Source organism: Paenibacillus sp. UMB7766-LJ446, assembly GCF_030226665.1.
Taxonomy (GTDB): domain Bacteria; phylum Bacillota; class Bacilli; order Paenibacillales; family Paenibacillaceae; genus Paenibacillus; species Paenibacillus vandeheii.
Genome location: NZ_JASOYM010000004.1, coordinates 397,231 through 414,745, shown reverse-complemented (window position 1 = coordinate 414,745; position 17,515 = coordinate 397,231). Strand labels below are relative to the sequence as shown.

At 44.0% G+C, this 17,515-nt stretch carries 17 protein-coding genes and 1 riboswitch; of the genes, 3 read left to right on the top strand and 14 right to left on the bottom strand.

The features are described 5' to 3' along the window. The first annotated feature begins 149 nt into the window (after positions 1-149). Complete coding sequence (locus QP794_RS12905; protein ID WP_024634364.1) at positions 150-809, top strand: hypothetical protein; 660 nt, start codon at positions 150-152, stop codon at positions 807-809. Between the two features lie 68 nt (positions 810-877). Here QP794_RS12905 and QP794_RS12900 read toward each other — a convergent pair whose 3' ends face one another. Further along, positions 878-1,483: a TetR/AcrR family transcriptional regulator gene (locus tag QP794_RS12900; RefSeq protein ID WP_024634363.1), complete on the bottom strand. Its 606-nt coding sequence runs from the start codon at positions 1,481-1,483 to the stop codon at positions 878-880. A gap of 282 nt (positions 1,484-1,765) precedes the next feature. On the opposite strand from QP794_RS12900, the gene QP794_RS12895 reads away from it, so the two are divergent. Then, on the top strand, positions 1,766-3,205 hold the full coding sequence (locus QP794_RS12895; protein ID WP_094938594.1) for a DHA2 family efflux MFS transporter permease subunit: 1,440 nt from the start codon (positions 1,766-1,768) through the stop codon (positions 3,203-3,205). Between the two features lie 161 nt (positions 3,206-3,366). Here the strand turns inward: QP794_RS12895 and QP794_RS12890 are convergent, their stop codons facing one another. From QP794_RS12890 to QP794_RS12870, 5 genes are all read right to left on the bottom strand, one after another. Further along, positions 3,367-4,266, bottom strand: a complete 900-nt coding sequence (locus QP794_RS12890; RefSeq protein ID WP_285077054.1) for a TetR/AcrR family transcriptional regulator — start codon at positions 4,264-4,266, stop codon at positions 3,367-3,369. Positions 4,267-4,316: 50 nt separating this feature from the next. Beyond that, on the bottom strand, positions 4,317-4,865 hold the full coding sequence (locus QP794_RS12885; RefSeq protein ID WP_285077053.1) for a GNAT family N-acetyltransferase: 549 nt from the start codon (positions 4,863-4,865) through the stop codon (positions 4,317-4,319). 34 nt (positions 4,866-4,899) lie between these two features. Further along, positions 4,900-5,571, bottom strand: a complete 672-nt coding sequence (tenA, locus tag QP794_RS12880) for a thiaminase II (protein WP_285077051.1) — start codon at positions 5,569-5,571, stop codon at positions 4,900-4,902. Positions 5,572-5,692: 121 nt separating this feature from the next. After that, a riboswitch (TPP riboswitch) is annotated at positions 5,693-5,791 on the bottom strand. Positions 5,792-5,837: 46 nt separating this feature from the next. Further along, positions 5,838-6,056: a hypothetical protein gene (locus QP794_RS12875; protein ID WP_024634358.1), complete on the bottom strand. Its 219-nt coding sequence runs from the start codon at positions 6,054-6,056 to the stop codon at positions 5,838-5,840. Between the two features lie 8 nt (positions 6,057-6,064). Further along, positions 6,065-7,195 carry an NAD(P)/FAD-dependent oxidoreductase gene (locus QP794_RS12870; RefSeq protein ID WP_285077049.1) on the bottom strand — a complete coding sequence of 377 codons (1,131 nt, stop codon included), beginning with the start codon at positions 7,193-7,195 and terminating at the stop codon, positions 6,065-6,067. A gap of 241 nt (positions 7,196-7,436) precedes the next feature. Here QP794_RS12870 and QP794_RS12865 point away from each other — a divergent pair, with 241 nt between their 5' ends. Beyond that, complete coding sequence (locus QP794_RS12865) at positions 7,437-8,252, top strand: AraC family transcriptional regulator (protein ID WP_285077047.1); 816 nt, start codon at positions 7,437-7,439, stop codon at positions 8,250-8,252. On the opposite strand, the gene QP794_RS12860 is transcribed toward QP794_RS12865, so the two are convergent. The 8 genes from QP794_RS12860 to QP794_RS12825 all read right to left on the bottom strand — a co-directional run bounded on the left by QP794_RS12860 (position 8,249) and on the right by QP794_RS12825 (position 17,085). Then, complete coding sequence (locus tag QP794_RS12860) at positions 8,249-8,890, bottom strand: HAD family hydrolase (protein ID WP_285077045.1); 642 nt, start codon at positions 8,888-8,890, stop codon at positions 8,249-8,251. The genes QP794_RS12865 and QP794_RS12860 overlap by 4 nt on opposite strands. Positions 8,891-8,937: 47 nt before the next feature. Next, positions 8,938-9,531, bottom strand: coding sequence for a DUF1349 domain-containing protein (locus tag QP794_RS12855; protein WP_024634354.1), 594 nt, complete (start codon positions 9,529-9,531; stop codon positions 8,938-8,940). Positions 9,532-9,596: 65 nt separating this feature from the next. Then, complete coding sequence (locus QP794_RS12850; RefSeq protein WP_285077043.1) at positions 9,597-10,841, bottom strand: MFS transporter; 1,245 nt, start codon at positions 10,839-10,841, stop codon at positions 9,597-9,599. Positions 10,842-10,926: 85 nt separating this feature from the next. Then, a complete protein-coding gene (locus QP794_RS12845; protein ID WP_285077041.1) occupies positions 10,927-11,958 on the bottom strand; it encodes a zinc-dependent alcohol dehydrogenase in 1,032 nt (343 codons plus the stop codon). A gap of 60 nt (positions 11,959-12,018) precedes the next feature. Continuing rightward, complete coding sequence (locus tag QP794_RS12840; RefSeq protein ID WP_285077040.1) at positions 12,019-13,299, bottom strand: aminotransferase class III-fold pyridoxal phosphate-dependent enzyme; 1,281 nt, start codon at positions 13,297-13,299, stop codon at positions 12,019-12,021. Between the two features lie 33 nt (positions 13,300-13,332). Then, the gene (locus tag QP794_RS12835; protein WP_285077037.1) at positions 13,333-14,487 is read right to left on the bottom strand and encodes a glycosyltransferase family 2 protein; all 1,155 of its coding nucleotides are present in this window, start codon (positions 14,485-14,487) and stop codon (positions 13,333-13,335) included. Positions 14,488-14,831: 344 nt separating this feature from the next. Beyond that, positions 14,832-15,401 carry a TetR/AcrR family transcriptional regulator gene (locus QP794_RS12830; RefSeq protein ID WP_285077035.1) on the bottom strand — a complete coding sequence of 190 codons (570 nt, stop codon included), beginning with the start codon at positions 15,399-15,401 and terminating at the stop codon, positions 14,832-14,834. Positions 15,402-15,606: 205 nt separating this feature from the next. Then, positions 15,607-17,085: an Lsa family ABC-F type ribosomal protection protein gene (locus QP794_RS12825; protein WP_285077033.1), complete on the bottom strand. Its 1,479-nt coding sequence runs from the start codon at positions 17,083-17,085 to the stop codon at positions 15,607-15,609. Positions 17,086-17,515: the final 430 nt, after the last annotated feature.

Below are 17,515 nucleotides of genomic sequence, written 5' to 3'. Positions count from 1 at the left end.
TTAAGAAGAAATTTGGTTTACTGCTATGTAGTTCCATATCACTAGGAATGAACATGTCTAAACCGAATACGTGGACCATATGGTTTACTATGGTATGCTTGAACACTAGGTTCATTTTTTTTGACATGGGTTCGTTCGGGAGGGATACAGTGAATTGGATACGTCCATTGAATAGAGGAGAATCTGTCTTTAAAGTTAAAAATAATCGCATTGTCTACTTTGCAAAATTATCTATTCCACTTAATGCCCTTATCGCTGTTGGAAAAATATTCTTAGGGATTTACTCCCTCTCTTTCTTTTTATGCATTAACGCCTTCTATAATATCGGCATTGCTGTTGCCAAGTATTTCGCAGCAAAAGCACATGAGGACTCGAATCTTGATGATTCCAGCCCGGAGGAAATCCTAAAAAAACAATACGCTGCATACCGATTTATAGGCAATATTGTGCTCGCCTCAAGTGTGGTGTACATCATTTATTGCAGTAAGTTATTATTTGTTGCAAGCAGCAGAACACATTATCCTCACTATGTTGCCTTCATTATAGCTGCCGTTACTTTTACCGAAATTGCGGTATCTCTTGGGGGCGCGATTATGGCGAGACGGAATAATGAGCCAGTCATTGAAGCTATCAAGCTGACAAATTTCTCCTCATCCTTGATCTCCCTTTCCTTAACACAAACTGCGATTATGTCATTCACATACAAAGGAGATCCCACCTTTTACAATGGACTGTCAGGTATCATTTTTGGTGCTCTTGCAGCACTCATTGGGCTGTATATGATATTACGAACTCCGGCAGATGAATAGCCATTTTATAATCCGTTGAAAAGACATCCGCGTATAGTTGATCCTGACTATTGTTGGATGTTTTTTGGTTATATCAAATCATTGTAAGAATAAGCCCGAATTAAAGAAAACTGTTTGGCAAGAAAATGTGGTGCATAGGGCATGTCATTGCGAAGCCAGGATACAATGGTTCCTATCAGGGCTGAGGAACTGTACCAGATGGCGATCTCCTTATGAATACCCGCTTGTGCAAGAGAGCTTCCTATCTCCAAACTTTCAATCTTGGCCGATACGAGTCTCGTTAACAATTTCAAGAGCCTTTCCGTAAAAATGGGTGTGCGTCTGGATGCAAGAACAACACGATAGAATTTGGAATGGTCGGCAAAGTGTTCAAGCAATTTCACAAGCACAGGCCAACCATCGTCTTTGGCAGCATCCTCTAACGGAGGAGCATATTCGTCCACGATCCGTTCAATGTGCTCGATCATCTCGTCCGCCATTTTCTCCATCATGTCTGTGATGTCCCGATAATGCAGATAGAAGGTCACACGGTTGATCGTCGCTCGTTCTGCAATCCGATTGACCGACAATTTTTCGATGTCCATTTCCTGCAAAAGATCTACAAAAGCATCACGAATCAACTGCCTCGTACGAAGTATACGAGGATCTGTAGCAGACTTCTTTTCGTTTTTCATCGCAAAATCCCTCCTCAAATTTTAAAAATTACAATTTTAAATGATCAGTCGTTTATTTGCGAATTAGACTACATATTTTATTTTTCCGTAAAATAAGCAACGAAAATACTCAAAATCGTAAATTGTATTCTTCGGGAATATGTATATAATTCAATAGATACAATGTAAACTATACAACACGTTGTAAATTTAGTCACGTGTGGATTGAAAGGATGGAATGGATTGAGCCAGGCTAGATTAAAAGAAAGAGATGACGTAAAAAAGGGCCCCATACTGTTTGTTATGATTTTGGGTGCATTTCTTGCCACATTGAACCAAACCGTAATGAGTGTGGCAACTCCGGAGCTGATGGGTGATTTTAATATCTCAGCAGCAACAGCCCAATGGTTTACAACAGGTTACATGCTGGTGAATGGTGTACTTATTCCCATCACGGCCTATTTCATGCAACGCTTCTCGACACGGCAATTATTTCAAGCTTCGATGTTTATTTTCCTCATCGGTACGATTATATCTGCCCTTGCGAGTAATTTCGGTACACTGCTGACAGGGCGTATGGTTCAAGCAGCCGGTGCTGGTATTATCATGCCATTGTTAATGCATGTCATTCTAACCTTGTTCACTCCTGAGAAAAGGGGCGCCGCAATGGGCATGGTCGGTTTTGCCATCATTTTCGCTCCGGCGATTGGGCCGACCCTTGCTGGTTATATTCTTGAAAATTACACATGGCAAACAATGTTTTACGGAATGATTCCACTAACCGTTATCGTTATTGGTTTTGCGTTTGTATACCTCAAGAATGTATCGGAACGAGTCAATACCAAATTCGACACACTCAGTGTATTGCTGTCCACGATTGGATTTGGTGCATTACTGTATGGCTTCAGCCGGGCGGGAAGTCTGGGATGGTCAAGTGCAGAAGTCATCATATGCCTTGCAGCAGGAGTTGTTTCTCTTGGACTATTCACATGGAGACAACTTGCATCTGCAAATCCTCTGCTCGATCTGCGGGCCTTCAAGTATAATATGTTCTCTCTGACCACGATCATTAATATCGCGATCACGATGATCATGTATGCCGATATGATGCTGCTTCCGTTATACCTCCAAAATGCACGGGGTTACACTGCATTGGAGTCCGGATTATTGCTTCTTCCAGGAGCGCTGGTCATGGGCTTCCTGATGCCGATTACGGGTAGATTGTTTGACCGTTTTGGCGCAAAATGGCTGGCGATTATCGGGATGGTTATCACAATCGTAACCACTATCGGGTTCATTGATTTGACCGATTCTACCAGCTACACCTACCTGGTATTAATGTCAACAGGTCGCCGAATTGGTATGGCCTTGCTCATGATGCCAATTCAAACGGCAGGTTTGAATCAGCTGCCACCACGACTTGGACCACACGGTACAGCGATATCCAATACCGTTAGACAAGTGGCTGGCGCAGTTGGTACTTCATTACTCGTGAGTGTAATGACCAGTCGTACAATGACACATGCGCAAGATATGGTTGCAACGGGTGCAGCCAACGGATTAACGAAGCAGCAGTTGGGAATGGAGTCCATGATTCAGGGAATTAATGATGCTTACGTTGTCATTATCGGCATTGCTGTTCTCGGATTGTTACTTTCCTTCTTCATTAAACGTACCAAACAGGCAACAGAGGACGATTCCAAACAGCCTGTAAGACAAAAAGTCTCAATGAATACAAATTAAAAATAGCATTTACATGAATTGCATCTTGTAGAGTGCTTGGTATCTTATACAAAAAAGCGGCAGATCCGGACTCTAAGCTTTACGTCCAATCTGCCGCTTTTTGTGTATTGAATTATGAATAATAGTCTTCTCACATAAGTAAGCTCAACTTCGTTATCGTTTCATTTCGTACTCCCCATCGGGACCCGCCTGATTTGTTCGAGATATGATCTGCAATCCTTGACAATCCTGCCTGCCTCGCCTTGAAGAGAACCCGATTCAAATTCCGTCTGAAATGCCTGTAGAGTTACTTCCAACATGGAAATATTGATCTCTTTCTGCTCGACTAAGGAAAGCAGCCCTTTTGTCAGTTCTTTCGCTTTAATAGACACTTCCGATTGAAGAATGGAATGACTGAATTTCTGAAGACCTGCAATCAGGCTGTTTTTATCCAGCGCAATGTCTTTAGAATCAGGAGCAATCATCGAAAGACTAGGAAAATCAATAATATGCTCCTGTCTTTCCAGCATGGAACGCAGCAAAATTTCGATATAATTCAGCACTTTTGGCACAAGATGGCTCCAATCCGGCTGATCGAGATGGAAATTTCTCCACGTATTTGAGATTTGATGTACCATGCCAAAACAAAAAATGGCTCCTTCAAAAGCAAAGGGTTTTAATTCTTCGCCAAATACCTGTACCAGTCTTTCCGACAACCAATTTAACTGCATGCGAGTCAGATTTGCCACATCACATTTTCCAGAATAAAAGCCTGTCCAGAATAGCTCCACAACACTCTGTTTTTCAGGCAAAATCATCGGCATCATAATCTGATCCACCAGTAAATCAAAATCGGAAGCATAGCTTTGACGCTCCAAACTTTTGCGAATCATCATGTCTTCCTGCACACGTTGCTCCAGAATAGCAAGAATACAATCATCTTTCGAACTAAAGAATTTATAAAATGTTCCTTTGGACACACCCGACTCATCTAGGATCATTTGTATGGAGGTGCTGGTCACTCCATGTTTCTCAAAGAGTACAAGAGCAGAGTCCAATAACATTTGTTTCCGTTTATTCATAAGTTCCCCCTGGATGATTTCGGTGGTTCACGTCACGATATCTTGATCATCTAGCGTAAATCCACTGCAAACATCAGATGTTCCTTCCATATCCCCCTGATTTTAATATTCTGGCGATCCATCTCCTGGAAACCCGCCTTACGCAGCACTCGGATCGATCCGGCATTGTCGGGCAGCGCACCTGCCTCCACGCGTTTGATTCCCGCATCATTCATGGCAAAACTCAGTGCTAGTTGAATGGCTTCACTCATGTAGCCCTTGCCATTGTGCGCCTGGTCGAGCACATAACCCACGATCCATTTTTGGGTGGAATCCAGTTCAAGCTCGAACAGAGAGATCTCCCCAATGAGCTCATTTGTCGTGTTCAGGAAGATTCCGAAAGAATAACGCTTCCCTTCTTCCCTGGCCTTGTTCCAACCTTCAAGCAGGGTGACCTGACCCTCCAGCGTATAGAATGTCTCCGATCGTTCACTTGCCGAGATCTCTTCAAAAACAGCCCGATTGCGGAGCTGTACATCCAGCAGTGATGCCGCGTCCTCCATGTTCAAAAACCGTAAATAGATGCGTTGTCCACGATTGTTCATCTTCGGTATGTTCATCCTTGTCTCTGGTTGTAGTCAATTTCATTCATCATCACAAGTAGGAAAGTTGCCGTTTATACGCCATATCCCAGAACAGATATTCAAACTCAACACTTCTTCTGAATATGTCTTCAATGGCTTCCAGTTCCTGCTCGGTTTTATGTTCACATAATGCATCCAGTGTATCATAGAACCATTCGAATGAGTTCCGGAATTCATCACTTGCATAATTTTCGATCCAAGTCTGATAGAAATTACCCTCTAATGAATCGCGATATTGTTCTTTTAATCTTGTGGCATAATCGTAATACGTCCACGCACAAGGGAAAATGACGGCAATGATTTCGGCAATCCCGCCTGTTTGAGCGACACTCATCATATTTGACGTATATGCCTTGTTGAAAAGAGATGGTTTCACATTGTGATTTTCATCCAGCTTAATCCCAAATTCATTCATGTAATTCCGATGCAAATCCATTTCTTCGTACAGAATAGCGTGTTGAATAACCGTAAAGTTCGTCATCAGTTTTTCATCCGCAGCCTTCACTGCACCCATCGCAAAAATCTTCGCATATTCAATCAGATATGTATAGTCCTGGAGTAGATAAAACTTAAACGCTTCCTGATCCAGTGTGCCTTTCCCCATCTCGTGTAAAAAAGGATGATTGTATCCATCTTCCCATACGGTTATGGACTTGTCTTTTAACGTTCTTGAAAATGACATGATCAGTTCTCCTTTGTCCAAATCATATTGTCCCATCTGCAATCCAGCTATTGCTTCCTGTTATGAAATATACACACCAAAAAGCCCTTGTCCTAATTTCGGCAAGGGCAAAAAATAACATGAGTACATGTCATTTGCTCCCTACGTCAGTATTAACTAACAGGTTCAAAGGGTCAGGTTTTAACCTTCTCAACTGCGAACAGTCCCCCTGCAAATAGCTCAGGCTTATTACAACATGTGTATTTCCAAATGTCAAACTATTCCTATTAATCTTCGAGTTTGCCTAATTCCTCCTGCAAGCTCTTCAGACGGGTGCGAATGGTTTCAATCCTATTCTGCACTTCACTTAACTGGTTCAAATCCCTTTCGTATGCCTGTTCCTCTTCCTTGGCTTTTGCCAATTCATCCTCTGCAACGCCAATCTGGTGCTCCAGATATATGATATCTGAAGAGCTGCCGTGAGTTAAACGCTGTGAATATGTCATGGTTCACCTCATTTCTGGTCTTCCATTGCTTTTCCTATATTATATGGTTGAATATCGATATCCAAATCCATACCCAGAGCCAATTTGGCCAGTTGACTTCCTATAAAGGGCCCCATCGTCAGACCTGATGCTCCAAGCCCGTTGGCTGTGATCAATCCATCCCAATCAGGAACAACACCCATTACCGGAAGAAAACCCGGTGTGAACGGACGGAAGCCTACTCTCACTTCCTGAAACGTGCTATCAGCTAAACCAGGAGCCAGTTCCAATCCTTTATTCAATATTTCCTGCATTCCGCCTGCGGTTACTCTTGTATCATAGCCTTCAATATCATTTTCGTGAGTTGCCCCAATCACAATCTTCTGTTGATCAAAGGCTAACAAATATTGATCCGAAGGAGGCATGACCACAGGCCATTTCTCAGTATCTTCTCGATCGTGAACCTGCAAATGCATAATTTGTGCCTTCTGATAATGAACCTTAAAGTCAATGCCCAAATGCTTGAACAGTTCATTGGCCCAAGCGCCGGCACACACAATAACCTCGTCAGCCGATATGACTTTCCCGTCAACAACTACTCCAGTTACCCGGTCCGATTCATACTGAAGTGTCGCGTCCCCATCAATCAGGACCGCCCCATTTCGTTGTGCCGATCGGATCAAGGCATCGCGCAGCGCACGCCCATCGATACGCGCAGCACCGCTGATGTACACAGATTGAAAAGTTTCCTCCAGTAGAGGAAAACGCTGATGGGTTTCTTTTGCATCCAACAGGGTAATATCACCAATCTCCGGTGCATCTTCTTTACGAAGATGTGCCCGTTCCTGCATCTTGTTGAGTTTCTCCACATCGGTATGAATACTAAGCGCACCCACTTGAGCGTAACCCGTTTCCGTTTCCCCTTCACTCTTAAGTTCTTCAATCAACCCGGGATAGAAACGTGCACCTGCCTTGGCAAGCTGATACCAATCCTGATTGCGGCGTTGGGATAACCAGGGACAGATAATCCCGGCAGCGGCATCCGTAGCCTGCCCTCGATCTTTCCGATCTATAATAAGGACCTCTGCACCCCATTTTGCTAATTGATAGGCTGTTGATGCCCCAAGAATTCCTGATCCTATGACGATGACTTTCTTCATGATTGCATTCCTTTCCTAAATCACTGTATCCATTATAGCCTATACTGTTCGACATGATAATGGCAAGGCATCGGCATGGTGATACATATTCCTAAAAGGTTTTCGGTAAAAGCTCATCGGATTGAAAACATTATTTAAATTACTGTTATTTATGTAATATAATTCAAATCAAGTTTCTTTTAACGCAGTATCCGCGCCATTTACGCACACGACCTTTAACGAAATGAGGAATAACACAACGATGCCGAAACGTAGTATGGGGAATTCGCTGGATACCGATATGCCACTTATGATTACAGGCCAAAACCAGCTGACCGTAGATGAATTGATCCATTGGAGCGACCATTCACGGGATTACAGCATTGTGCAGTGTATCGGGGGAACCGGGAAAATCGCAGCCAAAAATCATGAGTACTCGATTCGGGAAGGAACCGCTCTTATTATGTTCCCAGAGGTGACGTACCGTTACGACAATTTGAGTGATTCATTGTTGTTCGATTGTCTGTCCTTTAATGGCTATTTATTGCCCCGGTTTCTGCATACCTTGCAGATCGGGGAGCTGCGCGCCTTCAAGCCGGACGGAATGCTTCATATCCTGTTGCATGAAATAACGTTAGCGCTGCAGTCCCGGCACAAGGATCAGATCTGGCATGTATCCGCACTGCTGTACATGCTTCTGGTCAGGTTAACCATTGAGGGTGAGCGTTATGGCGCTTATGAACGCTCGGATGCCCGACTAAAACTGGGCGGACTTGTTACATTTATCAAACAAAATTATCATCAGGATATTTCGCTCTCCATGCTGGCACAGCAGATGAATGTCACCGAACAGCATTTGAATCGAATATTCAAAAAGGAATTTCAAATGACTCCGCTTGATTATCTGACACGATATCGGTTGTTGAAAGCCAAGGAATTGCTCGTCCATGACGCCGGGATAACTGCTCATGAGATAGCCAGAGCTGTCGGATTTAACAGCGCCAGTTACTTTGGATCCGTATTCAAAAAATATGAAGGGATCTCCCCGATCGAGTTACGCAAACAATATCAGGGTTAAAGGATTTCCATTGTGATCTCTGCCAACGAGGTTAACCGCAGATCATACTTCGTGAATTCCAGATTACGCGTTACCTCGTTAGGCACAATGACACAGCGAATCCCAGCGGCTTTGGCTGCCTTTAGTCCATTGGGGGAGTCTTCGAACACAACCGCTTCGGATGCCTCGATCCCGAGACTCTCCAGGGCAAGCAGATACAATTCCGGGTCCGGTTTGACCCGCTGGACGTCCTCGGCGGTATGAATGACATCGAATAATTCGAATATGCCAAGTGTGCGCAAATACCCATGAACCCAATCCCGGGTAGAGCTGGAAGCAACGGCAAGGCGAATTCCCTTTTCACGGGCAGCATGGAGCAACTCATGTACACCTGGAAGAATTGCTGCCTGTCCCAGATACGCTTCATATTTCTGTTCAGAGAGCAACTTGATATGATCGTGATCAATCGGCTTTTGCAGCACTTGCTCCAGATACAGAAACGGGTGAAATTCCTCAAATGATGTCCCCACATTTTTCGACCAAAGCTCCAAGCCAAGTTCAAGTCCATGCTCTTTATAAATATCCCGAAAGGCATAGAACCAGGGAGTCTCCGTGTCTACAATAAGTCCATCAAAATCCAAAATAAAGGCTTTTACCATTCAGCTTTTCTCCCTCCAATGATCAGCCGATGGGCAGGGAGATGGGCTTAGAAGCGTGCAGTCACGTCTGGACGGGTAACATTCATGGATAAAAAATGACAGGTACAGCCCGTTCCAGCTGGTGACTGTCCAACAACTCCAGCCCGGATCTCCCCCTCCATCGGCATGCCAAAATATCGAATCAGTTTCCACTCCACCCCATCGGGTGAGTAAAAAAATGAAATACAGTCCTCCACTTTGCGTATGCGCAGATAAGGATTGGTAACGGGAACTTCAACGGAGTTGCAATCGTCAGATGAACCATCCTTCGTGACCACCGACACAATAGTAGCTGCTTTTCCATCATACTCAAAACAAAGCTTGCACCAGTTTCGTTCATCCGCCATCACCATCAAACAACCGGAATCATACTGGTGTTTCATGTCCACGGTTAGCTGGGTTGTCATCTCGAAATCGTTAGGCACGGGCATCGACAGAAAGGGCGCAGTTGCACGGATATGTTTACCCGCCGGGTCCTGGAAAAAGTCCGTATCGGCCTGAGCTTCTACAATAAGTACGCCTTGATCCGTATACGACCAGGTATTCGGCTCATTGATCCACTTCATTTGGTTTTTTGTTTCTGCTGCAAATACATTTGTCATTTCTTTGCCTCCCAGGTTCATTTTCTGTATTATATATTCGTTTTATATACAGAAAACCCCTTCCCCTACATATTTTTGTAAGTTCCAATCACTTGGGAGTGCTTTTGGGGATCAGGAAGGAATAACATAATGACCATGAGTACGATGTAAAGTGCAAGAATGACACTAAATAACAGCACAGGATTATAGTGATACAACAGACCTGTCAGGTAGCCTGAGGGAATAGCTGTTAACGTCATGACGGTCTGCACAGCCGAAAACATATCCGCTTTTTCATGTGTACCCAATCGATTCATAAGCAGGGAGTCCCGGTACGTTTGCAAGATGAAATTACCTGCCGCCAGTACGATCAAAGTCAGAAATAACATGGCTATATTCCCTACAGGTATCAACAGAAAAAGGATTGCCCCGGCTGTACTCAGAATGATGGAGAACCCGACATACTTTTCTTCCGAGCGTCGTTTCAGACGAGGGATGATGACCAAATATAGCAGCATGACGGTTACTGCGGTGACAACCGGGATAAAGGAAATAATCTGATCATTGAATTTTAACTGTTCCTTAAAAAAAATGACTTGAAAAAAATTCAGCTGCAGGATCAGATTGGAAAGTACCGTAATCAGAATAATCGGTAAAAGCCTCCGTTTGTAGAACGATTTTCCGAATAGGCGCAAACTTGAAGCCAGACTCTGTATCACTCGGGTCTGGCTATGCATCCCCATGAGCTCCTTCCCGACTGCGGTCTCATCCGTATATCGGTTACGAATGAAGAACATCACGGTCATCAGAATGCCCCCGACAAAATAAATACTGGCTAATGTTGGCACAATGCCAAAATCGGCAATCACTACCCCGGCAATCGGTGTTAATACTCCAGCCCCTGTAATAATCATGTTGAGAATGGCAAATACCTTGGATCGCTTGTGTTCCTCAACATCCTCGATAATTAGACAGTTGAAGGAAACCGTCACAAATTTGGAGGTGGCATTCAGCAGGTAAGCCATCAGAAACAGCCAAAAATTCTGAGAAAAAGCCCAGATGAACATGGGAACACTCCAGGCAATCAGATCAAAAATCAGTGTTGTTCTCTTGCGACCGAGCTTATTCGTGATTGAACCCGCAAACAACTGAAATATAAAGGCAAAATAAAGATTCACCGAATTGATCAAACCGATTTCGATATCCGAAAGTCCGGCTTCCTTCATATATAAGGGAGCATAAAAAAGAACAATCGTACCCGGAATGGCCCATACCGGTTCAAGTAAGATGGAGTACCGCGGATTTCTCGGCAAATCCTGTAGCAGCTTCAATCGATTTCTCCCCCTATTCTGCGGTGGTTTTCACCGCTGCGAATTCCTGCTTTTCGCAGCGGCAAAACCGCCAATGTCTACATGCTTACAAGATCAAAGCTGTCTTCACTGAATTCATTGGCAGAGGCTCACCTGTACGCAGATGATATCCCAGTGTGCCGTTGAACGCCTGTTCATAATCACTCAGCAGTTCTGAAGAGGTAACCATTTGCTCCAGTTCCGGAATGCTTTGTGCGAATTTCAGTGCTGTACTGATCATCGAATGATTCGCCACCGCACCTATGATACTAATTCCGTCATTAATTACGTGTGTCGATTTAAACGTCACTTCATAGCTGTCGTCATAGCCCATAGGAATGATTCTGCCCCCTTTGGCAATCAGTTCAAATCCCACATGAAGCTGGTTTCCGACTGCATCGACCACGATATCAAATTTCTTATTGTTATTGATCTCATATACTTTATCCAGCGTGAGTTCCTGAGGATAGAAAACATGATCGGCAATGCCTACAGCAAACTCTTTGCGGTATGGATCTACTTCTGTTCCTACAGTAAGCCTAGCTAGTCGTTTACTCACAAGCTGACATAATGAACCAATGGCCCCGGAACCCAGGACAAGAACAGAATCACTTGGCTTAACCCCTGCTTTCATGAACGTCTGCAGTACACAACCAAGCGGCTCGATCATCATCGCTGTTTCCCAGCTCATGGTATCGGGAATCGGATAAATATACTTTTCATCCCCGACGTAATATTCTGCAAATGTGCCATGGGTGGTCATACCTACCTGATGGTCATCAAAGTTTTCGCAATAGATGAACAATCCTTCACGGCAATAAGAACAAATGCCACAGGATTGAGTCGGATCAATCAAAACCCGGTCTCCAACCTGAAGTCCCCGAACTGCGGAACCCACTTCAACAACTGTCCCGACCCCTTCATGACCGATAATCGTCCCTTTGTTGGCCGGCACTTTACCTTTGACAATGTTCAAATCCGTACCGCAGATACCAGAACCATAAATCTTCACTTTAACCTGATCTGCCTTTTGAATGCTCGGCTCCTCAATATCCTGAAACGCCACCTGTTTAAGATCCTGATACACGAGTGCTTTCATTGAATACTCCTCCTAGTCGATTTTCCTTTTGGATAAAAATTATAAACGTTTTCGAAAATCTCAATTCGAAAGGTGTTCCTGTTTCAGAACTTCTTTCCAGTCCGATAGTGTCTGCAAAAGAGCTTCCTCCACCCAGAGCAATTCTTCCCGGGTATGAGCATCCGAGAAAATAAAATACCCTTTGGTGAAAATTCCGAAGTGGGCCATTCTTTTTACGATAAACTCACGGAAAGGATCCGTGTGAAAGTTATCCTCCGAAATAGAGCTAATGGAGAAGCTCGCATAGGTACCCTTCAGCACCAATTGTTCGGTTAATCCAAGAAGCACGAGTTCAGCTTCAATCAGATCCATGATCCGGACTGTAGCATCCCGCCAGCTAGGCCATACTTTTGCGCTTTTCATCAATCGCTCACATGCAATCGCTGCCGCCAGCGCAGTGGTCTCGCTGGAATGGGCGTTGCTGAATCTGACTTGTCCTGATAACGACATTAGATGTTCCGGTCCCATTACGGCTGCAAGCGGCAGTCCATTCGCCATACCTTTGGAAATGCAAAGCAGATCCGGCCAGATGTCATACTCCCCTGCTGTAGCTTGCTTGCCCATTCGAATACCAGAGGTCACTTCGTCAAATATGACAATGATATCCAATGAACGACATAGGGATACAACTTGCTCCAACGGCTCACGTTTCCATTCATTCGGGCAAAGAACAATACAGGCGATATCCTCGGGAGAGGATTTAATTTGGAATTCGATACGCTCTGGCGTGGGCTTGTCTACCCAGATGGTTGTGCGTTCGATATCCACGGGGATGCCTCGCTCTTTCGTTTCGCGCCCATAGTACCCATAGGCAGACCAGTCATGCCAACCATGATAGGCCGTCGCGATGACCCTGCTTTTGCCACTTCCCGCACGTGCCAAACGTACAGCTCCGCTGACTGCATCCGCTCCGCTTTTGGTGAATCGCAATGAGGGGTAGCGGCCTTCAAATCGCTCCAAAATCAGTTCAGCACATTCCAGTTCAATGTCAGCAGGAATGGAATAGCTTACGCCTTTTTTCAGCTGATGTATGACCGTTAGTTGAACTTCGTGCCGAGCATGTCCCCATGGTGCCGTACCCATGGCCATTTCACAATCCAGCCATTCATTACCATCGATATCGATAAAACGGGAATTACGTGCTTCGGCGCAGCATACGGGCGTATATCCCGGGAATAATCGTTCTGGTGCTTTGGCTAACGTACTGCATCCGCTCGGAATTACCTTTTCGACATGTTCCAACCACTCCAGATTCCGGGTAAATCTTACGGCACGGTCCAATGTGCTCTCTTTTGAATTCACCTTTCGTTCCTCCCTGTTTATTTGGTTTGTGTGTTAGCGAACTTTGGAACCGGGCCAGCAGCCATCATATATGCGATCCATGGTGATGACATTGCCATACAGGTCAATAATGAGATCTTTGGCCCGATGAGCATGTCTCATCTCGATCCAGTAACGGTTTTCCAGCAAACGGGCGAAATTATCCACCAAAAACAATAATCGGTTCTCGCTATGAATCAGCTCCTTGCCCAGAACCTGCGGCAACCAGATGGCTCCATTAGAGTTAAAGCGGTTGGAATAGTCACGCACCTCGGCAACAGGTGCAATATTTGCTTCCTCCAGCTTGGTCCAGAATGTATCTGCGTCACTGCGAACCTCTGCAAGATCAATACCAACGATTGGCAGATGCTGATATTCACGCTGGCTATTAAGCTGTTCTTTCAGATGACTGAATACGAATGGCCAAACATCGGCCTCAATTTCCCCACCCCACTTTTTCCAGAAACGTGCCAGATTGTTTTTCCGGTTGAAGTTGCGATGAATGCCACTGCTGCGTTCCCAGTGATAAGCGAGAATATTCGGGTTAATGACCGTATCATAACCAGCAGCTCGTGCTCGCATCTGATAGTCAAAATCCTCATATCCGTTAAAGAACTTCTCATCCAGCTCGCCTACCGTTTCATACACTTCCCTCTTCATGCCGAACATGGCGAATACGACAAGCTGAACCGAAAATGTTTCCTTCGGAATGTCATCAGGCGACGCGTTCAGGAATAAATGTCGGCCAATCGTGTCAGCAAAAGCAATACCACAATGCTGCACACCTCCCGTTTGCGGATATAACAGAACCCCGCCTATCATGCCGATTGTAATGTCAGTATCCAGTGTCTCTTTCATCATCGGTTGCCAGTTTGGTTGAAGAATCGTGTCGGAATCCAGGAAGAAAATATACTCCCCCTCTGCCCGCCGCAGTGCACTATTGATCGATACAGCGCACCCAAGTGGAAAATCATGCTGGAGAATCTCGATGGTTACATCTTCCCTTACCTCTTGCTTCAGTTTCTCCAGATGCTGTAAAACCGCGGAGCCGGAACCATCGTTGATAAAAATGATTTGAGTGGACGGGCTTACGGTCCGAAGCAGCGAATCGGTGAACAGGTTCAGAATGTTGTAGTCCTGGTTGACTGGCACAATAATGGTGTAAAGCATGGAATCCCTCCTGTTGGATATGATGGAATGCGTGCAAAAGCGGCTTGAAACGGTATTGGGTTCAGTGCAGATTATCAACCTCCTTGTCGCAAATTCACTGTCTTAATTTGGTAATGATTTGAATCTACTATAAATTTATATCATTTTTTGTAAGTTTAAAATCTTAAATTATGAACACTGTTAATTTTTGAATATCTACCCTTAAGATCCATTTAATCCTTTGGAGCATTTTCGTTAGCTATCCACGCAAAAAAACACGCCTAGAGCCACTCCGTATCCATTGACACGGTTGACTACCAGACGTGCTTAAACTATAACAATACATCGTTCCATATAATTAGCGGCTACGATCTGGCCTTGAAGCCATGATAGAACGTATCCACAACCAGAGAAGCTGCCGATTTACGAGCAATCTCACCACTTACTACCTGCTGCCAAGTCAGAAACAAGATAGAATACAGCACATCTACAATCCAGTTTTTATTGACATCCTGACGAAAATAATTCTTTTGCTGCAACAAGCTGACCGCATGCAGTATCGGCTCTCTTAGCTTCGAATCTGCTCCTTCGATCTCAGGGTTGTAGTGAATAGCTGCATCATGGGTAAGGAAAAATATTTTATCTCCTAACGGAATGAGCACTTCAATCAGTTCCGGAATATACGTTTCACAGTTTTCTTCATCCAGATGAATGTTTTGCATAGCCTCACTTACAACCTCAATCGCACGCAAGCCCAGATAAACCATTAATTGTTCTCGACTCTCCACATAACGATGCAGGGTCGCAATGCCGATTTTTGCAGCTTCTGCGATGTCATTCATGGATGCATTGGGCTTTTCAATCAGCAGTTTGGTTGCTTCGTCCAGGATGGAGTTAAGTCTCGTTTGCTTCATCGATGTCAGTTCTTTTTTCAACGGGTTTACACCTCTTGGAGAGTTTATTCTATAGATTGATTCAATAATCCATCATTTGAGTGGGATATGACTATAAAATTATAGCATAGTTCCTCGCCATACCAATATCTGAACGTGACAAACATCCTCAAATATGGCTGATGTAAATGGAAAACTTAAAAGCCGCCTTTCGGCGGCTTTTAGTATCTATAACATTCCCCGTTGCTTATAGCTCGATAATTCTCGTTGCAATATTTGCGCAAAATTCACTGTCATGCTCTACAAACAGAAGGGTCGGGGAATACTCCAACAGCAACTCTTCAATTTGCATACGTGAGATGACATCCACAAAATTGAGAGGTTCATCCCAAACGTGCAAATGAGCTTTCTCACTGAGACTTTTGGCAATTAGCACTTTCTTTTTTTGGCCTGCGCTATACGTTGAGATATCCTTCTCCAACTGCAATCTGGAAAAATCCAGCTTTCTTAATATGGATTTAAACAGGCTTTCATCAATACTCTGAGCGGCTGCAAAGTCAGATAAATGGCCTCCGAGATCAGACGTGTCCTGTGACACATACGAGATTTTAAGCTGGTGATCCTTCCGAAAAAGGCCTGTATAAGGGATATTCTCACCACAAATCAGTTTAAGGATGCTTGATTTTCCAGATCCATTTTGACCATAAAGGGCGATACGATCCCCTTTTTCAACCGTGAAACTCACGTCCTTACAAACGACATTGGAATCATAGGCAATGGATACATGTTCCAATTCGACGAGTTCCTTCTTGTGATAATCCAGTTGATGAATCTGCAGGCGTTCTGCATTTTCAATATTTTTGAGCAATTTGGACTTTTCCTGAATGGCGGATTGCTGCCTCTGCTCGATATTTTTGGAACGTTTCATCATTTTGGCAGCCTTATGTCCAATATATCCTTTATCCACCTTGGAACCGGAATTTCTCGTACCATTTTTGGTTCTTTCGACTTCATGCGACCATCCACCCGTCCGTTTGGCGGAGTCGGATAAACGTTTGATATCCTTTATTAATTTCTCATTACTGGCAAGCTCAAATTGATCTTGTCTCTGTTTATTTTCCCACCACGCGGAAAAATTCCCTTTCTGAATCTCGATGTTATTTTTATTGATGGACAGGATATGATCTACGCTGTTATCCAGAAAGGATCGATCATGGGATACCAAGATAAATCCACTTTTGCTGCGCAGATAATTACTTACAAGTTTTCTCGCATGAATGTCGAGATGATTGGTAGGTTCATCAATGAGCAAAAATCGATTATCCTTCAGGAACAAGGCAGCCAGCATCACCTTTGTTTGCTCTCCGTTGGATAAGGAATCGAAAGGTCGATACAGAATATCTTCCGACACTTTTAACAGGTTAAGCTCACGCACAAGCTGCCAGTGCAGATACTCAGGATAGACCTCTTCAATGACATCGAGGGTCATCGCTCCTTTGTTCTCAACCTGAAACGGAAAGTACTCAAAGCTGACATTTGCAGAAATAGTTCCGCTGTATTCATATTTACCGAGCAACAGATTGAGGAATGTCGTTTTGCCTCTTCCATTCCTTCCGGTAAAGCCTAATTTCCAATCGGAGTCCAGCTGAAAACTCACATTTTCAAATATATTATCGTAACTGCCGTCATAGGCAAAGGTTAGGTTGGTAACGTTGATTAAAGACATTAAGGATCATCCTTTTTATGTGAAATATAAAAGTTAATCGGGCGGGTATTTACCACGACATGGTCCCTCACTTTATATTTGAACATAATCAGAATTTCAATCCACTCTTGAAATAAAAGACACACTTTCCCTGTCAGAATTATGAGAATATATCCTCAAATGAAAAAAACGCAAAAAAGCCCAATTCACCCGGTTCTTTTTTTGCGTTACATCAACCTGACTATACGATGACGAAACCTGGCGTCCTGGAGCTTAACGCCAAGATGATCTATGCATAGGAGGATAAAGTGCCGGATTCTGATTAGTTATGTTGTGAACCATGTCAATGTCCATGTTCGCTGACAGGTTCACAACAACATCTACAACCTCTAACTCAGTCATCGCTCTATCCCCCCTTTAAAGGCTCAACAATTTAATACCAGAAACTTAA

Excerpts from the sequence above, each read along its gene's own strand:
- QP794_RS12855 (WP_024634354.1), bottom strand. The coding sequence starts at position 9,531 with ATGACAAATGTATTTGCAGCAGAAACAAAAAACCAAATGAAGTGGATC.
- tenA (WP_285077051.1), bottom strand. The coding sequence starts at position 5,571 with ATGTCATTTTCAAGAACGTTAAAAGACAAGTCCATAACCGTATGGGAA.
- QP794_RS12900 (WP_024634363.1), bottom strand. The coding sequence starts at position 1,483 with ATGAAAAACGAAAAGAAGTCTGCTACAGATCCTCGTATACTTCGTACG.
- QP794_RS12835 (WP_285077037.1), bottom strand. The coding sequence starts at position 14,487 with ATGCTTTACACCATTATTGTGCCAGTCAACCAGGACTACAACATTCTG.
- QP794_RS12885 (WP_285077053.1), bottom strand. The coding sequence starts at position 4,865 with ATGAACATACCGAAGATGAACAATCGTGGACAACGCATCTATTTACGG.
- QP794_RS12870 (WP_285077049.1), bottom strand. The coding sequence starts at position 7,195 with ATGAAGAAAGTCATCGTCATAGGATCAGGAATTCTTGGGGCATCAACA.
- QP794_RS12875 (WP_024634358.1), bottom strand. The coding sequence starts at position 6,056 with ATGACATATTCACAGCGTTTAACTCACGGCAGCTCTTCAGATATCATA.
- QP794_RS12860 (WP_285077045.1), bottom strand. The coding sequence starts at position 8,890 with ATGGTAAAAGCCTTTATTTTGGATTTTGATGGACTTATTGTAGACACG.
- QP794_RS12895 (WP_094938594.1), top strand. The coding sequence starts at position 1,766 with ATGATTTTGGGTGCATTTCTTGCCACATTGAACCAAACCGTAATGAGT.
- QP794_RS12865 (WP_285077047.1), top strand. The coding sequence starts at position 7,437 with ATGCCGAAACGTAGTATGGGGAATTCGCTGGATACCGATATGCCACTT.
- QP794_RS12825 (WP_285077033.1), bottom strand. The coding sequence starts at position 17,085 with ATGTCTTTAATCAACGTTACCAACCTAACCTTTGCCTATGACGGCAGT.
- QP794_RS12845 (WP_285077041.1), bottom strand. The coding sequence starts at position 11,958 with ATGAAAGCACTCGTGTATCAGGATCTTAAACAGGTGGCGTTTCAGGAT.
- QP794_RS12890 (WP_285077054.1), bottom strand. The coding sequence starts at position 4,266 with ATGAATAAACGGAAACAAATGTTATTGGACTCTGCTCTTGTACTCTTT.